The sequence below is a fragment of the Sphingomonas sp. genome (assembly GCF_964263785.1).
Lineage (GTDB): Bacteria > Pseudomonadota > Alphaproteobacteria > Sphingomonadales > Sphingomonadaceae > Sphingomonas.
In genome coordinates this window covers 71432-87034 of sequence record NZ_CAXVWL010000058.1, presented here as the reverse complement: position 1 = coordinate 87034, position 15603 = coordinate 71432, and the positions used below count along the sequence as shown (strand labels likewise).

18 protein-coding genes are annotated in these 15603 nt (G+C 67.4%); 12 read left to right on the top strand and 6 right to left on the bottom strand.

Going from position 1 to position 15603, the window contains the following annotated elements; all coding sequences use genetic code 11:
* Nucleotides 1–6 precede the first annotated feature (6 nt).
* On the top strand, nt 7–126 hold the full coding sequence (locus ACE5C1_RS08485; RefSeq protein ID WP_374943631.1) for a transposase domain-containing protein: 120 nt from the start codon (nt 7–9) through the stop codon (nt 124–126).
* A 255-nt stretch (nt 127–381) separates the two neighbouring features.
* On the opposite strand, the gene mltG is transcribed toward ACE5C1_RS08485, so the two are convergent.
* The 4 genes from mltG to fabG all read right to left on the bottom strand — a co-directional run bounded on the left by mltG (nt 382) and on the right by fabG (nt 3802).
* A complete protein-coding gene (mltG, locus tag ACE5C1_RS08480) occupies nt 382–1350 on the bottom strand; it encodes an endolytic transglycosylase MltG (protein ID WP_374943626.1) in 969 nt (322 codons plus the stop codon).
* Between the two features lie 7 nt (nt 1351–1357).
* The gene (fabF, locus tag ACE5C1_RS08475; protein ID WP_374943625.1) at nt 1358–2617 is read right to left on the bottom strand and encodes a beta-ketoacyl-ACP synthase II; all 1260 of its coding nucleotides are present in this window, start codon (nt 2615–2617) and stop codon (nt 1358–1360) included.
* 106 nt (nt 2618–2723) lie between these two features.
* Nucleotides 2724–2960 (bottom strand): acyl carrier protein, encoded by a 237-nt coding sequence (locus ACE5C1_RS08470; RefSeq protein WP_331042230.1) that lies wholly within the window; start codon nt 2958–2960, stop codon nt 2724–2726.
* A gap of 104 nt (nt 2961–3064) precedes the next feature.
* The gene (gene fabG, locus ACE5C1_RS08465) at nt 3065–3802 is read right to left on the bottom strand and encodes a 3-oxoacyl-[acyl-carrier-protein] reductase (RefSeq protein ID WP_374943624.1); all 738 of its coding nucleotides are present in this window, start codon (nt 3800–3802) and stop codon (nt 3065–3067) included.
* A 165-nt stretch (nt 3803–3967) separates the two neighbouring features.
* On the opposite strand from fabG, the gene ACE5C1_RS08460 reads away from it, so the two are divergent.
* A complete protein-coding gene (locus ACE5C1_RS08460) occupies nt 3968–4354 on the top strand; it encodes a hypothetical protein (RefSeq protein WP_374943623.1) in 387 nt (128 codons plus the stop codon).
* Nucleotides 4355–4378: 24 nt separating this feature from the next.
* Here ACE5C1_RS08460 and fabD read toward each other — a convergent pair whose 3' ends face one another.
* Complete coding sequence (fabD, locus tag ACE5C1_RS08455; RefSeq protein ID WP_374943622.1) at nt 4379–5347, bottom strand: ACP S-malonyltransferase; 969 nt, start codon at nt 5345–5347, stop codon at nt 4379–4381.
* Nucleotides 5348–5532: 185 nt separating this feature from the next.
* On the opposite strand from fabD, the gene ACE5C1_RS08450 reads away from it, so the two are divergent.
* The 5 genes from ACE5C1_RS08450 to ACE5C1_RS08430 all read left to right on the top strand — a co-directional run bounded on the left by ACE5C1_RS08450 (nt 5533) and on the right by ACE5C1_RS08430 (nt 8016).
* The gene (locus ACE5C1_RS08450; protein WP_374943621.1) at nt 5533–5892 is read left to right on the top strand and encodes an RcnB family protein; all 360 of its coding nucleotides are present in this window, start codon (nt 5533–5535) and stop codon (nt 5890–5892) included.
* A 151-nt stretch (nt 5893–6043) separates the two neighbouring features.
* Nucleotides 6044–6502, top strand: a complete 459-nt coding sequence (gene rpsF / locus ACE5C1_RS08445; protein ID WP_374943620.1) for a 30S ribosomal protein S6 — start codon at nt 6044–6046, stop codon at nt 6500–6502.
* The gene (gene rpsR, locus ACE5C1_RS08440) at nt 6502–6726 is read left to right on the top strand and encodes a 30S ribosomal protein S18 (protein ID WP_331042224.1); all 225 of its coding nucleotides are present in this window, start codon (nt 6502–6504) and stop codon (nt 6724–6726) included. Before rpsF ends, rpsR begins: the two co-directional genes overlap by 1 nt.
* 11 nt (nt 6727–6737) lie before the next feature.
* Nucleotides 6738–7331, top strand: a complete 594-nt coding sequence (gene rplI, locus ACE5C1_RS08435) for a 50S ribosomal protein L9 (protein WP_374943619.1) — start codon at nt 6738–6740, stop codon at nt 7329–7331.
* A gap of 199 nt (nt 7332–7530) precedes the next feature.
* Nucleotides 7531–8016, top strand: a complete 486-nt coding sequence (locus tag ACE5C1_RS08430; protein WP_374943618.1) for a hypothetical protein — start codon at nt 7531–7533, stop codon at nt 8014–8016.
* A 7-nt stretch (nt 8017–8023) separates the two neighbouring features.
* Here the strand turns inward: ACE5C1_RS08430 and mutL are convergent, their stop codons facing one another.
* On the bottom strand, nt 8024–9778 hold the full coding sequence (gene mutL, locus ACE5C1_RS08425; RefSeq protein ID WP_374943617.1) for a DNA mismatch repair endonuclease MutL: 1755 nt from the start codon (nt 9776–9778) through the stop codon (nt 8024–8026).
* Nucleotides 9779–9911: 133 nt separating this feature from the next.
* Here mutL and ACE5C1_RS08420 point away from each other — a divergent pair, with 133 nt between their 5' ends.
* From ACE5C1_RS08420 to rodA, 5 genes are read left to right on the top strand one after another with little or no spacing between them, the layout of a single operon-like run.
* Nucleotides 9912–10952, top strand: coding sequence for a rod shape-determining protein (locus tag ACE5C1_RS08420; RefSeq protein WP_374943616.1), 1041 nt, complete (start codon nt 9912–9914; stop codon nt 10950–10952).
* A 21-nt stretch (nt 10953–10973) separates the two neighbouring features.
* Nucleotides 10974–11858, top strand: a complete 885-nt coding sequence (gene mreC / locus ACE5C1_RS08415) for a rod shape-determining protein MreC (protein WP_374943615.1) — start codon at nt 10974–10976, stop codon at nt 11856–11858.
* The gene (gene mreD, locus ACE5C1_RS08410) at nt 11855–12373 is read left to right on the top strand and encodes a rod shape-determining protein MreD (protein WP_374943614.1); all 519 of its coding nucleotides are present in this window, start codon (nt 11855–11857) and stop codon (nt 12371–12373) included. The genes mreC and mreD overlap by 4 nt, the downstream gene beginning before the upstream one ends.
* A complete protein-coding gene (mrdA, locus tag ACE5C1_RS08405) occupies nt 12370–14454 on the top strand; it encodes a penicillin-binding protein 2 (RefSeq protein WP_374943613.1) in 2085 nt (694 codons plus the stop codon). The genes mreD and mrdA overlap by 4 nt, the downstream gene beginning before the upstream one ends.
* On the top strand, nt 14451–15563 hold the full coding sequence (rodA, locus tag ACE5C1_RS08400; RefSeq protein ID WP_374943612.1) for a rod shape-determining protein RodA: 1113 nt from the start codon (nt 14451–14453) through the stop codon (nt 15561–15563). Before mrdA ends, rodA begins: the two co-directional genes overlap by 4 nt.
* Nucleotides 15564–15603 lie beyond the last annotated feature (40 nt).

The window sequence follows — 15603 nt, the reverse complement described above, 5'->3', positions numbered from 1 at the left end:
TGCAAGCTGAGCGGGATCAACCCACAAGCCTGGTTTGCCGACACGCTCGCCCGCCTCGCCGCCGGCCATAGCGCCACCGCCCTCGATCAGCTCATGCCCTGGAACTACGCGACCGCCGTGGCCTGAGAACATCGCTTACGGCTTTTCGCAGCCATAGGCTTGGATGTGCAGCCTTATGGATCGTGCCCATAGCCATGTTTGCCTACGTGGATTGGTGGCAGAACGCTCACCCTGAAAATCTACGATCTACCAGTGGGCTGGACTTCGTGTTCGGCCTCCCGTTGCCCAGCATGGGAGCAATGGGTGGGTATCTCGTCGGGGCCGCTATCCGGTATGCGCTGGTCGAGAAGCGTAACGGAAGCTAACACCACAATCGACCGTTCACATCTCCCCCCGTGCCCTTCGTAACGCATACCATTTCTGCACATTGGCGTTATGTTCGGCGAGCGTGTTGGCGAAGACGTGGCCGCCCGTTCCGTCCGCCACGAAGTACAGCGCAGTCGACCGCGCCGGGTCGAGCACCGCGTCGATGCTCGCTCGCCCCGGGTTGGCGATCGGCCCGGTCGGCAAGCCCGCGCTCGCATACGTGTTGTACCCGTTCTTAGCCTGCAATTCCGAGCGCAGGATGCGTCTCCCTAGCGGTCGGCCCTTGGTGATCGGATAGATGACCGTCGGGTCCGCCTGTAGCGGCATGCCCATGCGCAAGCGATTTCCATAGACCGCGGCGACCATCCGCCGCTCGGACTGCTTGCCGGTCTCCTTCTCGACGATCGCCGCCAGCGTGATCGCCTCGGCGGGGGTCTTCACCGCGATCCCCGGCTTGCGCTTGGCCCACGCGGCGGCGAGATAGTCGCGCATCGCCTTCTGCATCCGCGCGACCACCTGTGCGCGCGTATCGCCGCGCTCGAACGCGTAGCTATCGGGCAGCACCGATCCTTCGGCGGGCACCGGGACGACGCCGGTCAGCCCGTCCGCCTTCGCCAGCGCGTCGTGGACCAGCACCGACGGATAGCCCTCCGGGACCACCACGAGCCGCTGAAGCGTCTTGCCGCCCTGTAACAGCTGGAGGATGTCGGCGGCGCTGGTGTGGGGCGGCATGCGGTACTCGCCCGCCTTGATCGGCTCGCCCGAACCGAACACCCGCGCCATCAGCCGGAACCGCGACGCGGAGCGGATCGCCCCGGCTGCTTCGAGCTGGCGCGCAGCCGACGCCAGGCTGGCGCCCTGCGGCACCTGCACCGTCAGCGTGCGCTCGGAGGGCCCCCGCCCGCCCCATCCCTGAACGACGACGAACAGCGCCACGACCGCGACGATACCGGCGATCAGCCCCAGGCAACCGAGCTTGCGCACGACGGCGTCAGACCGCCTTCATCACCAGCGACGCATTGGTGCCGCCGAAACCGAAGCTGTTGTTCAGCACCGCCCGCACCCGCCGCTTTTTCGCGACATGCGGCACCAGATCGACGCCGAGGCACGCCTCGCTCGGATTGTCGAGATTGAGCGTCGGCGGGACGACGCCGTCGCGCATCGCCAGCATGCAGAAGATGCTCTCCACCGCACCCGCGCCGCCGAGCAAGTGACCGGTCGCGGACTTGGTCGACGACATAGACACATCCGCCAGCGCGTCGCCGAACAGCCGCCGCACCGCGCCAAGCTCCAACTCGTCGCCGAGCGGAGTCGAGGTGCCGTGCGCGTTGATATAGTCGATGTCCTCCAGCGCGAGCCCCGACTTGCGCATCGCCATCTCCATCGACCGGAACGCCCCCGACCCCTGCGGATGCGGCGCGGTGACGTGGTAAGCGTCGCCCGACAGGCCATAGCCGATCACTTCGGCATAGATGTTCGCGCCGCGCGCCTTGGCGTGTTCATATTCCTCGAGACACACCACGCCCGCACCCTCGCCCATGACGAAGCCGTCGCGACCGGTGTCGTAAGGGCGACTCGCCTTTTCCGGCGTGTCGTTATAGCCGGTCGAGAGCGCCCGCGCCTGCGCAAAGCCCGCAATGCCCAGTGGGCAGATCGCGCCTTCCGCACCGCCCGCGAGCATTACGTCGGCATCGTCCATCGCGATCATCCGCGCGGCATCGCCGATCGAGTGCGCGCCGGTCGAACACGCGGTGACGACCGCATGGTTGGGACCCATCAGCCCGTATTTGATCGAGACCTGGCCCGATATCAAGTTGATGAGGCGCCCGTGGACGAAATGCGGCGAAACCCGGCTCGGACCCTTGTCGCGGCACACCAGCGATTCGCTCTCGATCCCTGGTAGCCCGCCGATGCCCGATCCGATCGAGCACCCGGCGCGAAAACGCTCCGCCTCGCTCATGTCGGTCAGCCCGGCGTCTTCCAGAGCCTGCGCCGCGGCATCGATACCGAAGATGATGAACGGATCGACCTGCCGCTGCACCTTGTGATCGACGCGCATGTTGGCATCGAACCCGTAAGCGTGGTCGGCAGGCTTTACCTCGCAGGCGATCTGGCACTTATAGCCGGTGGGATCGAAGCGGGTGATCCGCGCGGCACCCGATTTCGAAGCCAGGATGTTCGCCCAGACGGTCTCGACGTCCGCGCCCAGCGGCGTGACCATTCCCAATCCGGTTACGACGACACGCCGCATGCTGTTCTCCGTAGTCTGCAAAGCGAAACGGCCCCCCGCCCTCAATGCCCGGGACGGGGAGCCGTTCGGAACCGGCCCGTGCGGGCAGGCGCTAGCCCTGTGAGGCTTACGCCTTGTGCTCGTCGATATAGGTGATCGCGTCCTTGACGGTCGTGATCTTCTCGGCAGCATCGTCGGGGATCTCGACGCCGAATTCCTCTTCGAACGCCATCACCAGTTCGACGATGTCGAGGCTGTCGGCACCCAGGTCGTCGATGAAGCTGGCTTCCTCGGTAACCTTGTCGGCTTCGACGCCGAGATGCTCGACGACGATCTTCTTCACGCGGTCGGCGGTCTCGCTCATATACAATCCCTCTTCGTCTCTGCGGGGTTTGGTCTTCCTGAACGCACGTAGAACGCACGTGTTGCGCTGGCAAGCCTCCCGACCTTCGCACAAGGCCTATCGCCTCAGATCATCGCCATCCCGCCGTTCACGTGCAACGTCTGGCCGGTGACATAGCCCGCCTCGCGGCTTGCGAGATAGACGACCGCCGCGCCGATATCGGCGCCCGTCCCCAGGTCACCGGCCGGGATACGCTGGGTCAGCGCCGCTTTCTGCGCCTCGGGCAAGACGTCGGTCATCGCCGAGCGGATAAAGCCGGGTGCGACGCAATTAACCGTGATCCCGCGCGTGGCCAGTTCTTGGGCCAGTGCCTTGGACATGCCGACCAGCCCGGCCTTCGACGCCGCGTAATTGGCCTGCCCCGGATTGCCGGTTGCGCCGACCACCGAGGTGATCGACACGATCCGCCCGAAGCGCGCCTTCATCATCGGCCTGGCCGCCGCGCGGCACAGGCGGAACGCCGCCTCCAGGTTGACCCGGAGAACATCGGACCATTCCTCGTCCTTCATCCGCATCGCCAGATTGTCGCGGGTGACGCCCGCATTGTTGACGAGGATGTCGAGCTTGCCGAGCTCCGCCACAGCCTGCGGCACGAGCGCGTCGACGGCGGCACCGTCCGACAGGTCGCATGGCAGGACCACGTGATTACCGCTCAGGCTCGCCCGAAATGCATCCAGCTTGCCGGCGTTCGATCCCGAGACCGCGAGCCGCGCTCCCTGTGCGGCCAGTGCCTGCGCGATCGCCGAGCCGATACCACCCGATGCGCCAGTTACGAGGGCGGTCATACCGGTCAGGTCGAACATGTCTTTCTCCCGGGCGGCCCTGCGCCACGCCGGGCGCTGATTTCAAAGCCGCGGCGCAAAAGCAAGCCGCATGAACGGGGCACGACGAACCGCTCAAGGAACGTTCAACCGCGCAGGTGCTTTGTCCAGTTCTCAGTTACCACGAAGGAACAGCCGATGCGTACCGTGACCAAGGCGTTGATGACGATCGCGATGCTGGCGGGAACGCCCGCACTCGCGCAGACCGCCGCCGAGCAGAAGGTGGCCGATACCGCCGCTGCCAAGGCCGCGCATGCCCAGGCGCAACAGGCGGGCCGCGACAAGGTTACCCGCCTCAACGCCGAGCGAAACGCCCAGGCCAAGGCCCAGCATGCCGCTGACCGGCAGAAGGGCATCGACAGGGTGCAGGCTCTTCAGGAGCACCGTGCCGCGCAGCAGGCCGGTCGCGACAAGGTCGCTCGCCTGAATGCCGAGCAGACAGCGCGCGCAAAGGCGGAACATGCAGCAAACCAGCAAGCGGGCATCGACAAGGTCGCGCGCCTCAAGGCAGAGCGCGCTACGCGAGGCAAATAAGCGATCAGGCGCTGGCGAAAGCTATCATAGGGTCTTCGCCAGCGCCTCGATGTCGTCCATCGTCACGACGCTCGTGACGGTCACGTCGGGCGCGATGCGCTTGACCATCGGCCCCAGCACCTTGCCGCCAAACTCGACGAACTCGGTTACGCCTGCCTCCACCATCGCCAGCACAGACTCACGCCACCTGACCATGCCGGTCACCTGCCGCACCAATAGCGCCTTGATCGCATATGGATCGGCTACCGCGACCGCCTCGACATTGCAGTAGAGCGGCACCAAAGGGCTGCGCAGGTCGGCCTCGCCTAGCGCCGCGGCCATCGCGTCGGCTGCGGGCTGCATCAGCGAACAGTGGAACGGGGCCGACACTGGCAACAGCACCGCGCGTTTGGCGCCCATCTCCTTGGCCAGCGCCACCGCGCGCTCGATCGCGGGGCGGTGCCCTGAGATCACCACCTGCGAGGGATCGTTGTCGTTGGCGACCGTGCAGACCAGCTCGCCGCCGCCCCACGCGCCCTGGTCCACGATCGCCTGAACCGCGGCGGTCGCGATTGCGTTCGCCTTTTCGACGTCAGCGCCGAGCAGCGCCGCCATCGCGCCCTCGCCCACCGGTACCGCCGCCTGCATCGCCCGGCCTCGCAGCTTCAGCAGCCGTGCGGTGGTCGACAGGTCGAGCGCTTCCGCGGCGCATAAGGCGGTATATTCGCCGAGCGAATGCCCCGCGACATAATCGGTCTTGTCGGCAAGCCGAACGCCGCCCTCCTGCTCCAGCACGCGCAAAGTGGCGATCGCGTTCGCCATGATCGCGGGCTGCGCATTCTCGGTCAGCAGCAGATCGTCGGCGGGGCCCTGCGTCATCGTCCGGAACAGGTGCTGGCCGAGCGCCTCGTCGACCTCGTCGAACACAGCGCGTGCCCCCGCATTCGCCTCGGCCAGCGCCTGCCCCATGCCGACCGTTTGGCTGCCCTGCCCGGGAAAGATGAATGCGCGCATGCTCTCGGCTCCTGATACCGGCCGCCGACTAGGGACGCTCCGGCCCCGATGCAACCTGAACGATCCTGAACGCCTTGCGACAATCGGCGACCATTTCGGCGCACGGACGACACGGCGCCGCGACACGTCGGGCCCACATCAAATCCCGACGCCGAGCAGGGGCGCCGAATTTTGGGAGCAATATCATGAAGACGTTCATCCTCAGTGCGATCGCCGCGACGCTTGTCGCAGGCCCGCTCGTCGCGTCCGCCGCCGAAGCCGCCCCGCAACGCCACGAGACCACCGTTGTCCGCCAGAAGCCCAACGGCCAGGTCGTCGTCAAGCAGCGCACCGTCGTTCGCCAGCCGCAGTACCGCACCTGGCGCAAGGGTCAGCGCTTCGACCAGCGCTACGCCCGCAACTATCGCCAGATCGACTACCGCCGCTATCGCGGCCTGCGCGCCCCGCCGCGCGGCTACCGCTACGTCCGGTCTGGCAACGATGCGCTGCTCGTGGGCATCACCAGCGGCATCATCGCCTCGGTCGTGACCGGCGCGATCCGGTAACGCACCTTGCCTTCGACGCGGAAACGGGTAAGGGACCTGCAGCCACGGGCGGGGAGCGCAAGTTTCCCGCCCTATGCTGTTGAAGACGACAGCCGGAGGGGCGTGACGCATGGGGCGCACGTCAGCGATCGGCCAAGATTAAGGAAGAAGCATGGCTCTATACGAGCACGTGTTCCTTGCGCGCCAGGATCTGGCACAGGCGCAAGTGGACGCGCTGGCGGAAGCCGCGACCAAGATCGTGCAGGATAATCAGGGCAAGGTCGTCAAGACCGAGTCGTGGGGCCTGCGCAGCCTGGCGTATCGCATCGCCAAGAACCGCAAGGCGCATTACGTCATGCTCGAGATCGACGCGCCAGCGGGCGTGGTTGCCGAGCTGGAGCGCCAGACTCAGATCAACGAGGACATCATCCGCTACATGACCGTCAAGGTCGATGAGCTGGAGCAGGGTCCGACCGTCATGATGCGCAAGCAGGAGCGCGACCGCGAGCGCCGCGGCGACCGTGAAGGTGGCCGCGACGGTGGCCCGCGCGGCGACCGTGGCGACCGCCCGGAGCGCGGCGATCGTCCGGATCGTGCGCCCCGTCGTGACCGCGAAGAGGAGGCCGCATAATGGCTCGCCCGTTTTTCCGCCGCCGCAAGTCCTGCCCGTTCTCGGCCAAGGACGCCCCGCGGATCGACTATAAGGACGTCCGGCTGCTCCAGGGCTTCGTGTCCGAGCGTGGCAAGATCGTGCCCAGCCGCATCACTTCGGTGAGCGGCAAGAAGCAGCGCGAGCTCGCCCAGGCGATCAAGCGGTCGCGTCATCTGGGCCTGCTGCCCTACGTCGTTAAGTAAGGAGTCCGGATATGGACGTCATTCTGCTTGAGCGCGTCGAGAAGCTCGGCGCCATCGGCGATGTGGTGAAGGTCAAGGACGGCTACGCCCGCAACTTCCTGCTGCCGAACAAGAAGGCGCTTCGTTCCAACGAAGCCAACCGCAAGGTCTTCGAATCGAACCGCGCGCGGATCGAATCGGACAACGCGTCGCGTCGTGCCGATGCGGAGAAGGAGGCCAAGACCTTCACCGACGCCAAGATCACGCTGATCCGTCAGGCGTCGAACACCGGCCAGCTCTACGGCTCGGTCGCGGTGCGCGACCTGATCGAGGCGCTGGTCGCCGACGGTCACAAGGTCGGCAAGTCGGCGATCGTGCTGAACAAGCCGATCAAGGCGATTGGCGTGTACGAGGTCAAGGTCTCGCTGCACCCCGAAGTGGCGGTGGCCGTCAAGGTCAACGTCGCCCGGTCGCCCGAAGAGGCCGAGATGCAGGCATCGGGCGTCGACGTCATGTCGTCGATGTTCGAGCGCGACGAAGCGGGCTTCGTCGAGGATTACGATCCTAACGCCGAGCCTGGTGCGACTGCCGATGTACAGCCCGTCGAGGAGCCTGCTCAGGGCTGACGGCGCGGCATCGTTTGAAACAGGAAGGGCCGCCCGGTGCATACCGGCGCGGCCCTTCTTGCGTCAGTCATGTGCGCAGAGACGATCAGGGACAGAGTGTGCACGCGCTCACGACGGCGGCCAGCGGGATCATCGCAAACAGCAGGGGCATGATCGTTTTCATCGACATCGGTCCGGGACAAGTGGGTCGAATTGCACAATGCGCCGCCCGGACAAAGGTTGCGGCGGTATGAACGTGGCGCGACGAGCAGCGTGCGACTTAGCGAAACCTCAACGAACTCAGCCTTATGACAGCGGCATGGAAGCGCATCACGCCATCGTTGCCGAACCCGACCGGGATCTCGTCCGAATTACCCTGTCGGGGTTCTTCGATCCCAGCCAGGTAGACCGGTTCAATGCCGCGCGGCAGGCCGCCTACCGGCAATTGCGATGCGCGCCCAATGCGCATCTGACGCTCTGCGACGTGTCGTGGATGAAGATCCAGACCCGGGATGTCGTCGCCGCATTCACCAAGGTCGTCGCCGACCCACGCACGCGTTCCCGCAAGCTCGCCTTCATCATCGGCTCGTCGCTCTCCCGCCTACAGATTCAGCGAACCGCAGAGCGCCCCGGCGTCGCCTATTTCAAGGACTTGGCCACCGCCGAGGCTTGGTTGTTCGCCGAAGACGAGGCGGTCGCCGCCTAAGCGGGGTTCAGCGCCGACCGAACAATTTCTCCAGATCGCCGTGACCGAGCTTCACCCAGGTCGGGCGTCCGTGGTTGCACTGGCCCGAATGCGGCGTGACCTCCATCTCGCGGAGCAGCGCGTTCATCTCCGCCACCGACAGCACCCGCCCAGCGCGCACCGATCCGTGGCACGCCATTGTCCCTGCCACCGCATCGAGCCGCTCGCGCAACGATAGCGCCTCGTCATGCGCGGCGAGCTCGTCCGCGAGGTCGGTGACGAGGCCGGTGATGTCGCCGCTGCCGAGCAGCGCCGGGGTCGCGCGCACCAGCACCGCGCGCGCGCCGAAGCGTTCGAGGCCTAGCCCGAAGTCCGACAGCTCGGCGGCTCGCGCCTCCAGCCGGTCGCAGGCGGGCTCGTCGAGCTCGACGACCTCGGGCAGCAGCAACGTCTGCGCCGCGACTCGCCCGCCGTTCAGCGCCGCGCGCATCCGCTCGAGCACCAGCCGTTCGTGCGCCGCATGCTGATCGACCAGCACCAAGCCGTCCTCGGCTTCGGCGACGATGTAGGTCCGCGCCACCTGTCCGCGTGCGACCCCAAGCGGATGGTCGATCGTCTCGGGCGGCGCCTCGACCGACGGCTCGGCGCGCGCCTGCGGCGGCGGCGCGAAGAAGGTTTGGCGGCGCTCGAACACCGCCGGCGGGCGGTCGAGAACCAAGGTGTCGTCGCCGGTCGGTTCGGCCTGCCACATCGCCAGCGACTCGTCGCTCGGCCGCTGCACGCTGCGCAACCCGCCCGCGTCGAGCGCGCGGCGCAGGCCGGTGACGATCATCCCGCGGATCAGCGCAGGGTCGCGAAAGCGGACCTCGGTCTTGGCCGGGTGGACATTGACATCGACCTCGCTCGGCGGCACGTCGAGGAACAGCGCCACCACCGCATGCCGGTCGCGCGGCAGCATCTCGGCATAGGCACCGCGGATCGCCCCCATCAGCAGCCGATCCTTCACCGGCCTTCCGTTCACGAACAGATATTGGTGGTCGGCGACACCGCGGTTGTAGGTCGGCAATCCCGCCACCCCGCCGAGCACGATAACCCCGGAGTCCGTCGGGCGCTCCAGGTCGACCGCGACCGCATTGTCGGCGAGCGCACGGTCGGTCAGTGTCGCGACTCGCGCGGGCCGGTCCTCCGCCTGCATCGCCGCCAGCACCCGGCGGCCGTCATGCTCGACCGAGAAGGCAATATCGGCGCGCGCCATCGCCAGCCGCCGCACCACATCGAGGCAGGCGGCGTATTCCGAGCGCGGCGAGCGCAGGAACTTGCGCCGCGCGGGCACCCGCGCGAACAGGTCCTCGACGACGACCCGCGTGCCCGGCGGCAGCGCGGCGGGACCTTCGCGCACGACCTCGCCATTGTCGACGATGCGCGTCCAGCCGTCGGCCCCCGCCGGGCGGCTCTCGATCGTCAGCCGCGCGACGCTGGCGATCGAGGGCAATGCCTCGCCGCGGAACCCCATCGTCGTCACCGCCTCGATATGCTCGTCCGGGAGTTTCGAGGTGGCGTGGCGTTCTAGGGCGAGCGCGATCTCGTCCGGCGTCATGCCGCAGCCGTCGTCGGCCACCTCGACCCGCGTCGTTCCGCCTTCGCACAGCACCACCGCGATTCGCGACGCGCCCGCGTCGATCGCGTTTTCGACCAATTCCTTCAACGCGCTGGCGGGCCTTTCCACCACTTCACCGGCCGCGATGCGGTTGACGAGATGCGCGGGGAGACGGCGTATTGACACGGCAAAGCCTCTAGCCCAAGCGAGCCTCTCCCGCGAGGCGCAAACGTGATCGAAGCCGTACCTGCCGCAGGTCCGGCGCCGGTCGCGTGAAGACGTTGTGCGAACCCGAGACGCTTACGGAAATCCATCCCCGATGAAGCTGCCCCGTTTCCTGAAATTCATGTCGCACGACATGGCGATCGACCTCGGCACCGCCAACACCGTCGTCTATGTCCGTGGCCGCGGCATCGTCCTCAACGAACCCTCGGTGGTCGCGGTGGAGACGATCAACGGCGTCAAGCGCGTCAAGGCGGTCGGCGAGGACGCCAAGCTGATGATGGGCAAGACCCCCGGCAATATCGAGGCGATCCGGCCTTTGCGCGACGGCGTCATCGCCGACATCGACGTCGCCGAGCAGATGATCAAATACTTCATTCAGAAGGTTCACGGCCCCCGCCGCTTCGCGCGCTGGCCAGAGATCGTGATCTGCGTGCCCTCGGGATCGACCAAGGTCGAGCGCCGCGCGATTCGCGACGCCGCCTCGAACGCAGGCGCCAGCACCGTGTGGCTGATCGAGGAGCCGATGGCCGCCGCGATCGGCGCCGACATGCCCGTCACCGAACCGATCGGCAGCATGGTCGTCGACATCGGCGGCGGCACCACCGAGGTCGCGGTGCTGTCGCTTCGCGGGCTGGCCTACACCACCTCGGTGCGGGTCGGCGGCGACAAGATGGACGAGGCGATCGTCAGCTACATCCGCCGCAACCACAACCTCCTGATCGGCGAAGCGACCGCGGAACGGATCAAGCAGCAGGTCGGCATCGCCAAGCCACCTGCCGACGGCATCGGCCAGATCATCAACATCAAGGGGCGCGACTTGGTCAACGGGGTTCCCAAGGAAATCCAGATCAACCAGGGCCAGATCGCCGAAGCACTCAGCGAGCCGGTCGCGACCATCGTCGAGGGGGTCCGCGTTGCGCTGGAGAACACCGCACCCGAGCTCGCCGCCGACATCGTCGACCAGGGCATCGTGCTGACCGGCGGCGGCGCATTGCTCCAGGGGCTCGACGAAGTGCTGCGCGACGAGACGGGGCTGCCGGTCACCGTCGCCGAGGACCCGCTGACCTGCGTTGCGATCGGTACCGGTCGCGCGCTCGAGGATCCGATGTACCGCGGCGTGCTGCAAAGCGGTTGACCTCAGTAGGAGTAAGGGCGCATGGCGCCTGCCCGCGACCGCCGAACCGGATTTTCGCGGCGGCGGCAATATGGCCTGTTCCTGGGCTATGTCCTGACGATCGCTGGGGCGGTCGTCGGCGCAGCCTTGCTCGTGCTGTCAGCATTCGACCCGCCCGCGTTTGCCGCGTTGCGGATGGGGGCCGCGGGGGTGACGGCGCCGGTATCCGCCGCCTTCGCGAGCGCCGGCGCCGCGATCGCGTCGGTTCCCGAAGGCATCGGCGAGCATTTCCGGGTTAAGGGCGAGAACGCCCGGCTGCGCGCCGATCTCAAGCGGTGGCAGGCCCTCGTCCTGCGCGCCCGCACGATCGCCTATGACAACCGCCGCCTGCGCACGTTGCTGTCGGTGCGCGACCGCGCGACGGGTGTCGTCGTCACCGCGCGGCTGGTCAGCTCGACCGCGTCGAGCGCGCGCCGGTTCGCGCTGCTGAACGCCGGGCGCTGGAACGGCGTGCGCCCCGGCATGCCGGTAATCGGCCCCGACGGGCTGATCGGGCGCGTGGTCGAAACCGGCCCCAACGCCGCACGCGTCCTGCTGCTGAGCGATGCGGAGAGCATCGTGCCCGTTCGTCGCGCTCGCGACGGGCTTCCTGCAGTCGCGACCGGGCGCGGCGACGGCAACGTCGAAATCCGCTCCGTCGATACCGCCGACGTTCGCTTCGTCGTCGGCGACCTGTTCGTCACCACCGGCACCGGCGGCCTCTACGCACCTGGCATCCCGGTCGCACAAGTGGTCAGCGCCGGGCGCGATCAGGTTGCCGCGCGCACCTTCGCGCACCCCGATACGCTCGACTTCGCGATCGTCACGGAGCCGTTCGTGCCGATGCCGATGCCCGTACCCGTGCAGGGTCCCGGTGCGCCGCGATGACGGAGACGATCGACTATACCCCGTTCGCCCCCGCTTTGCCCGCCCGCCGCGCGCGTGCGCTGCCGTGGGTCACCGTGGTGGCAGGATCGCTGCTGACGGTCGTGCCAGTCGTCGCGACCGCGCCTCTGTTCCCGCCGCTCGGCCTCGTCATGCTGCTGGCGTGGCGGCTGCTGGCGCGATTTGCGCTCAGGCCATGGGCCGCCGCTCCTCTAGGGCTGATCGACGACCTGGTGAGCGGTCAGCCGCTGGGCAGCGCGGTGTTCCTGTGGTCGCTCTGCTTCCTCATCATCGAGCTGGTCGAGCAACGGCTGGCCTTTCGCGATTTCTGGCAGGACTGGCTGCTTGCGGCGGGCGCGATCGCATGCACGCTGGTCGGCGGGCGCCTGCTCGCCGCCCCGCTACGCGCACAGGTCGATGCCGCCATGGCCGCGCAGATCGCGATCGCGGTGCTGCTGTTTCCCGTCGCCACCCGCCTGGTCGCGTGGATCGATCATAAGCGCGAGCGGGCAGCATGAGTAACGGGCGTATCGTCACGGAGGCAAGCCAGGCGTACAGCTTTTCGCGCCGTGCCTGGCTGCTCGGCACCGCCCAGGGTGCGGTCGGCGTACTGCTCGCCGGCCGGATGACCTGGCTCGCAGTCGTCGAAAACGAGCATTATACCGCCCTGTCGGAGAGCAACCGCGTCAACATGACCCTGGTGCCGCCGCGCCGCGGCTGGCTGACGGATCGCAACGGCGTCGCGATTGCCAACAATCGTACCGATTTCCGGGTCGACATCATCCCCGACCGCTTGCCGAAGGAAGAGCGCGACCGGGTGCTCTCCGCGCTCCAGCGCCTTTTGCGGCTCACCCCGGAGGACATCGAGCGCATCCGCATCGACCTTGATCGCGCGGCGAGCTTTCAGCCGGTCCAGGTCGCCGAGAAGCTCGATTGGGAACGCTATGCGGCGGTCGGCCTCCACCTGCCCGAACTACCCGGCGTCGCCCCCACCCAGGGCTTTGCCCGCAACTATCCCGGCGGGGCCGCGGTCGCGCACCTGACCGGCTATGTCGGCGCGCCGACCGCCGAGCAATATAAGGAGACGCACGACCCGCTGCTCGTCACGCCGGGGTTCAAGCTGGGCAAGGACGGGTTGGAACGGGCGCTCGAATCCCGGCTGCGCGGCGTTCCCGGCGCCAAGATCGTCGAGGTCACCGCACGCGGCAAGCCGGTCAAGGATCTGCCGACGCGGCCCGATCGCCCGGGCGGCAGCGAAAAGCTGACGATCGACGCCGGACTTCAGGATTATGCCGCCCGCCGCCTCGGCACCAACTCGGGCTCGGCGGTCGTGATCGATTGCCGCACCGGAGAGATGCTGGCGATGGTGTCGATGCCCGCCTACGATCCCAACAGCTTTTCCGACGGCATCAGCCAGCTCGAATGGGCGATGCTGTCCGACAACGATCACGTGCCGTTGATGAACAAGGTTACTCAGGGGCTTTATCCGCCCGGCTCCACAATCAAGCCGATGAACGCGCTCGCGTTGCTGACCGCGGGGGTCGATCCGTCGACCCGCGTCAACTGCTCGGGCGCGATGCGGGTCGGCACCGGGGTATTCCACTGCCACAAGCGGGGCGGCCATGGTCCGCTCGACATGAAGAACGCGGTCATGCAAAGCTGCGACATCTATTTCTACGAGATGATCCGCCGCGTCGGCTACGACCGGATCGCACCGGTCGCACGGGCGATGGGACTGGGCCAGACCTTCCACCTGCCCTTCGGCAACCAGCGCTTCGGCACCGTGCCCGACAGCGCGTGGAAGCTGCGCAAATACAAGGATCGCTGGACCGTCGCCGATGGCCTGAATGCCTCGATCGGCCAGGGCTACGTGCTGACCAACCCGCTCCAATTGGCGGTGATGGCGTCGCGCCTCGCCTCGGGCCGCGCGCTTCAGCCGAGCCTGCTGGCGCGCGATGTCCGTCGCGACGCCCCCGCCCTGCCTTTCCAGAGCGAACATCTGCAGCTCGTGCGCGACGCGATGTACGGCGTCGTCAATGGCGGCGGCACCGGCGGTGCGGCCCGGCTGCTGGTACCCGGCATGAGCATGGCCGCCAAGACCGGCACCGCCCAGGTCCGCCGCATTACGATGGCGGAACGGCGGTCGGGCGTGCTCAAGAACGGCCAGCTTCCTTTCAAGATGCGCGACCATGCCCTTTTCGTCTGCTTCGCGCCTGCCGAAAACCCGCGTTATGCTGCCGCAATCGTGCTCGAACATAACGGCCACACCGTCCGCAACCTCGACACCCCGATGATCGGCCGCGATATCATGACCTATCTGCTCGACCGCGACCGAGCGCTCGCCAGCTTGGCGGACGTCGAGCCGACCTGGGGCGGCGATATCGCGACGCGGATGGCCGCCGATGCCGCGGCCTACCGGGCTGCCCACGCGCCCGCCCCCGCGGGCCTTGCTACCAAGACCGACGCGATCGTTCCCTCCGATGCGCCCGCGGTCGAGAATGCCACCGACCTCGCCAACGCCAGTCAGGCCGCGCTGGCTGGCGACGGACCGACCGGCAACACCGTCGCCGAAGATGGTACCACCGAGGGCGAACCGTGAGCCGCGCGCGCCTCGTCCCCGAACCGCTGGCGCAACTCCCCTGGCGCGTCATCCTGCTGGTGCTCGCGATCGGCGGATTCGGGCTCATCGTCCTGTATTCCGCCGCCGGCGGATCGCTACGCCCCTGGGCTTTCCCGCAAGGCGTCAAGTTCTTCGCCTTCCTGGCCGCCGCGGTCGCGCTCTCACGCGTGCCCGAACGCACGTGGAAGGCCGGCGCGCTGCCCGCCTACGTTCTCCTCGTCGTCGCGCTGCTCCTCGTCGAGGCGCTCGGTGCGGTGCGCGGCGGCAGCCAGCGCTGGCTCGATCTGGGCTTCATCCGCCTCCAGCCCTCCGAATTGATGAAGCCCGCGATCATTCTGGCCTGCGCCCGTTTCTACGATATGCTGCCTGCAGGCGAGACCCGGCGCTTCGGCGCGATCTGGCCCGCCGCGGCGCTGATCGGCTTCCCCGCCGCGCTGGTGATGGTGCAGCCCGACCTCGGCACCGCGCTGATGATCTGCGCCGGCGGCGCGACGGTGATGTTTCTGGCGGGCGTGCCGTTGCGCCTCTTCGTCGGCGGCGCGGCGGCGGTGGCGGTGGCGGTTCCGCTGGCGATCAACTTCGTCCTCCACGACTATCAGCGCAACCGCATCCTGATCTTCCTCGATCCCGAGAGCGATCCGCTCGGCACCGGCTATCACATCAGCCAATCGAAGATCGCGATCGGATCGGGCGGATTGTGGGGCAAGGGGTTCCTCCAGGGTACCCAGAGCCACCTCGATTATCTCCCCGAACGCCAGACCGACTTCGTCTTTGCGACCATGGCGGAGGAATGGGGGCTGCTCGGTGGCTTTTTCCTCATACTGTGCTTCTTCCTCGTCATTCGCTGGGCGATCAACGTCGCACTGGCCGCGCCGGGGAAGTTCGCCAGGCTGACCGCGGCGGGGCTGGCGACGACGATCTTCTTCTACGTATCGATCAACCTGGCAATGGTCATGGGCCTCGCCCCGGTTGTCGGCATCCCGCTACCGCTGGTCAGTTACGGCGGCTCGGCGCAGATGACGGTAATGCTGTGCCTCGGCATCCTGATGTCGATCGACCGCCAGAACCGCAAGACGACGCGCTGGTAACCGCAAAAAAGGGTTGCGCGGCGCGGCGACGATGCTACCA

What these genes read in the sequence shown, in the direction of transcription:
- fabF (WP_374943625.1), bottom strand. Translation starts at nt 2,617, where the DNA reads ATGCGGCGTGTCGTCGTAACCGGATTGGGAATGGTCACGCCGCTGGGC.
- rpsR (WP_331042224.1), top strand. Translation starts at nt 6,502, where the DNA reads ATGGCTCGCCCGTTTTTCCGCCGCCGCAAGTCCTGCCCGTTCTCGGCC.
- ACE5C1_RS08450 (WP_374943621.1), top strand. Translation starts at nt 5,533, where the DNA reads ATGAAGACGTTCATCCTCAGTGCGATCGCCGCGACGCTTGTCGCAGGC.
- mrdA (WP_374943613.1), top strand. Translation starts at nt 12,370, where the DNA reads ATGAGTAACGGGCGTATCGTCACGGAGGCAAGCCAGGCGTACAGCTTT.
- rplI (WP_374943619.1), top strand. Translation starts at nt 6,738, where the DNA reads ATGGACGTCATTCTGCTTGAGCGCGTCGAGAAGCTCGGCGCCATCGGC.
- fabG (WP_374943624.1), bottom strand. Translation starts at nt 3,802, where the DNA reads ATGTTCGACCTGACCGGTATGACCGCCCTCGTAACTGGCGCATCGGGT.
- mreC (WP_374943615.1), top strand. Translation starts at nt 10,974, where the DNA reads ATGGCGCCTGCCCGCGACCGCCGAACCGGATTTTCGCGGCGGCGGCAA.
- mreD (WP_374943614.1), top strand. Translation starts at nt 11,855, where the DNA reads ATGACGGAGACGATCGACTATACCCCGTTCGCCCCCGCTTTGCCCGCC.
- rpsF (WP_374943620.1), top strand. Translation starts at nt 6,044, where the DNA reads ATGGCTCTATACGAGCACGTGTTCCTTGCGCGCCAGGATCTGGCACAG.
- ACE5C1_RS08430 (WP_374943618.1), top strand. Translation starts at nt 7,531, where the DNA reads ATGCGCCGCCCGGACAAAGGTTGCGGCGGTATGAACGTGGCGCGACGA.
- ACE5C1_RS08470 (WP_331042230.1), bottom strand. Translation starts at nt 2,960, where the DNA reads ATGAGCGAGACCGCCGACCGCGTGAAGAAGATCGTCGTCGAGCATCTC.
- ACE5C1_RS08420 (WP_374943616.1), top strand. Translation starts at nt 9,912, where the DNA reads ATGAAGCTGCCCCGTTTCCTGAAATTCATGTCGCACGACATGGCGATC.
- fabD (WP_374943622.1), bottom strand. Translation starts at nt 5,347, where the DNA reads ATGCGCGCATTCATCTTTCCCGGGCAGGGCAGCCAAACGGTCGGCATG.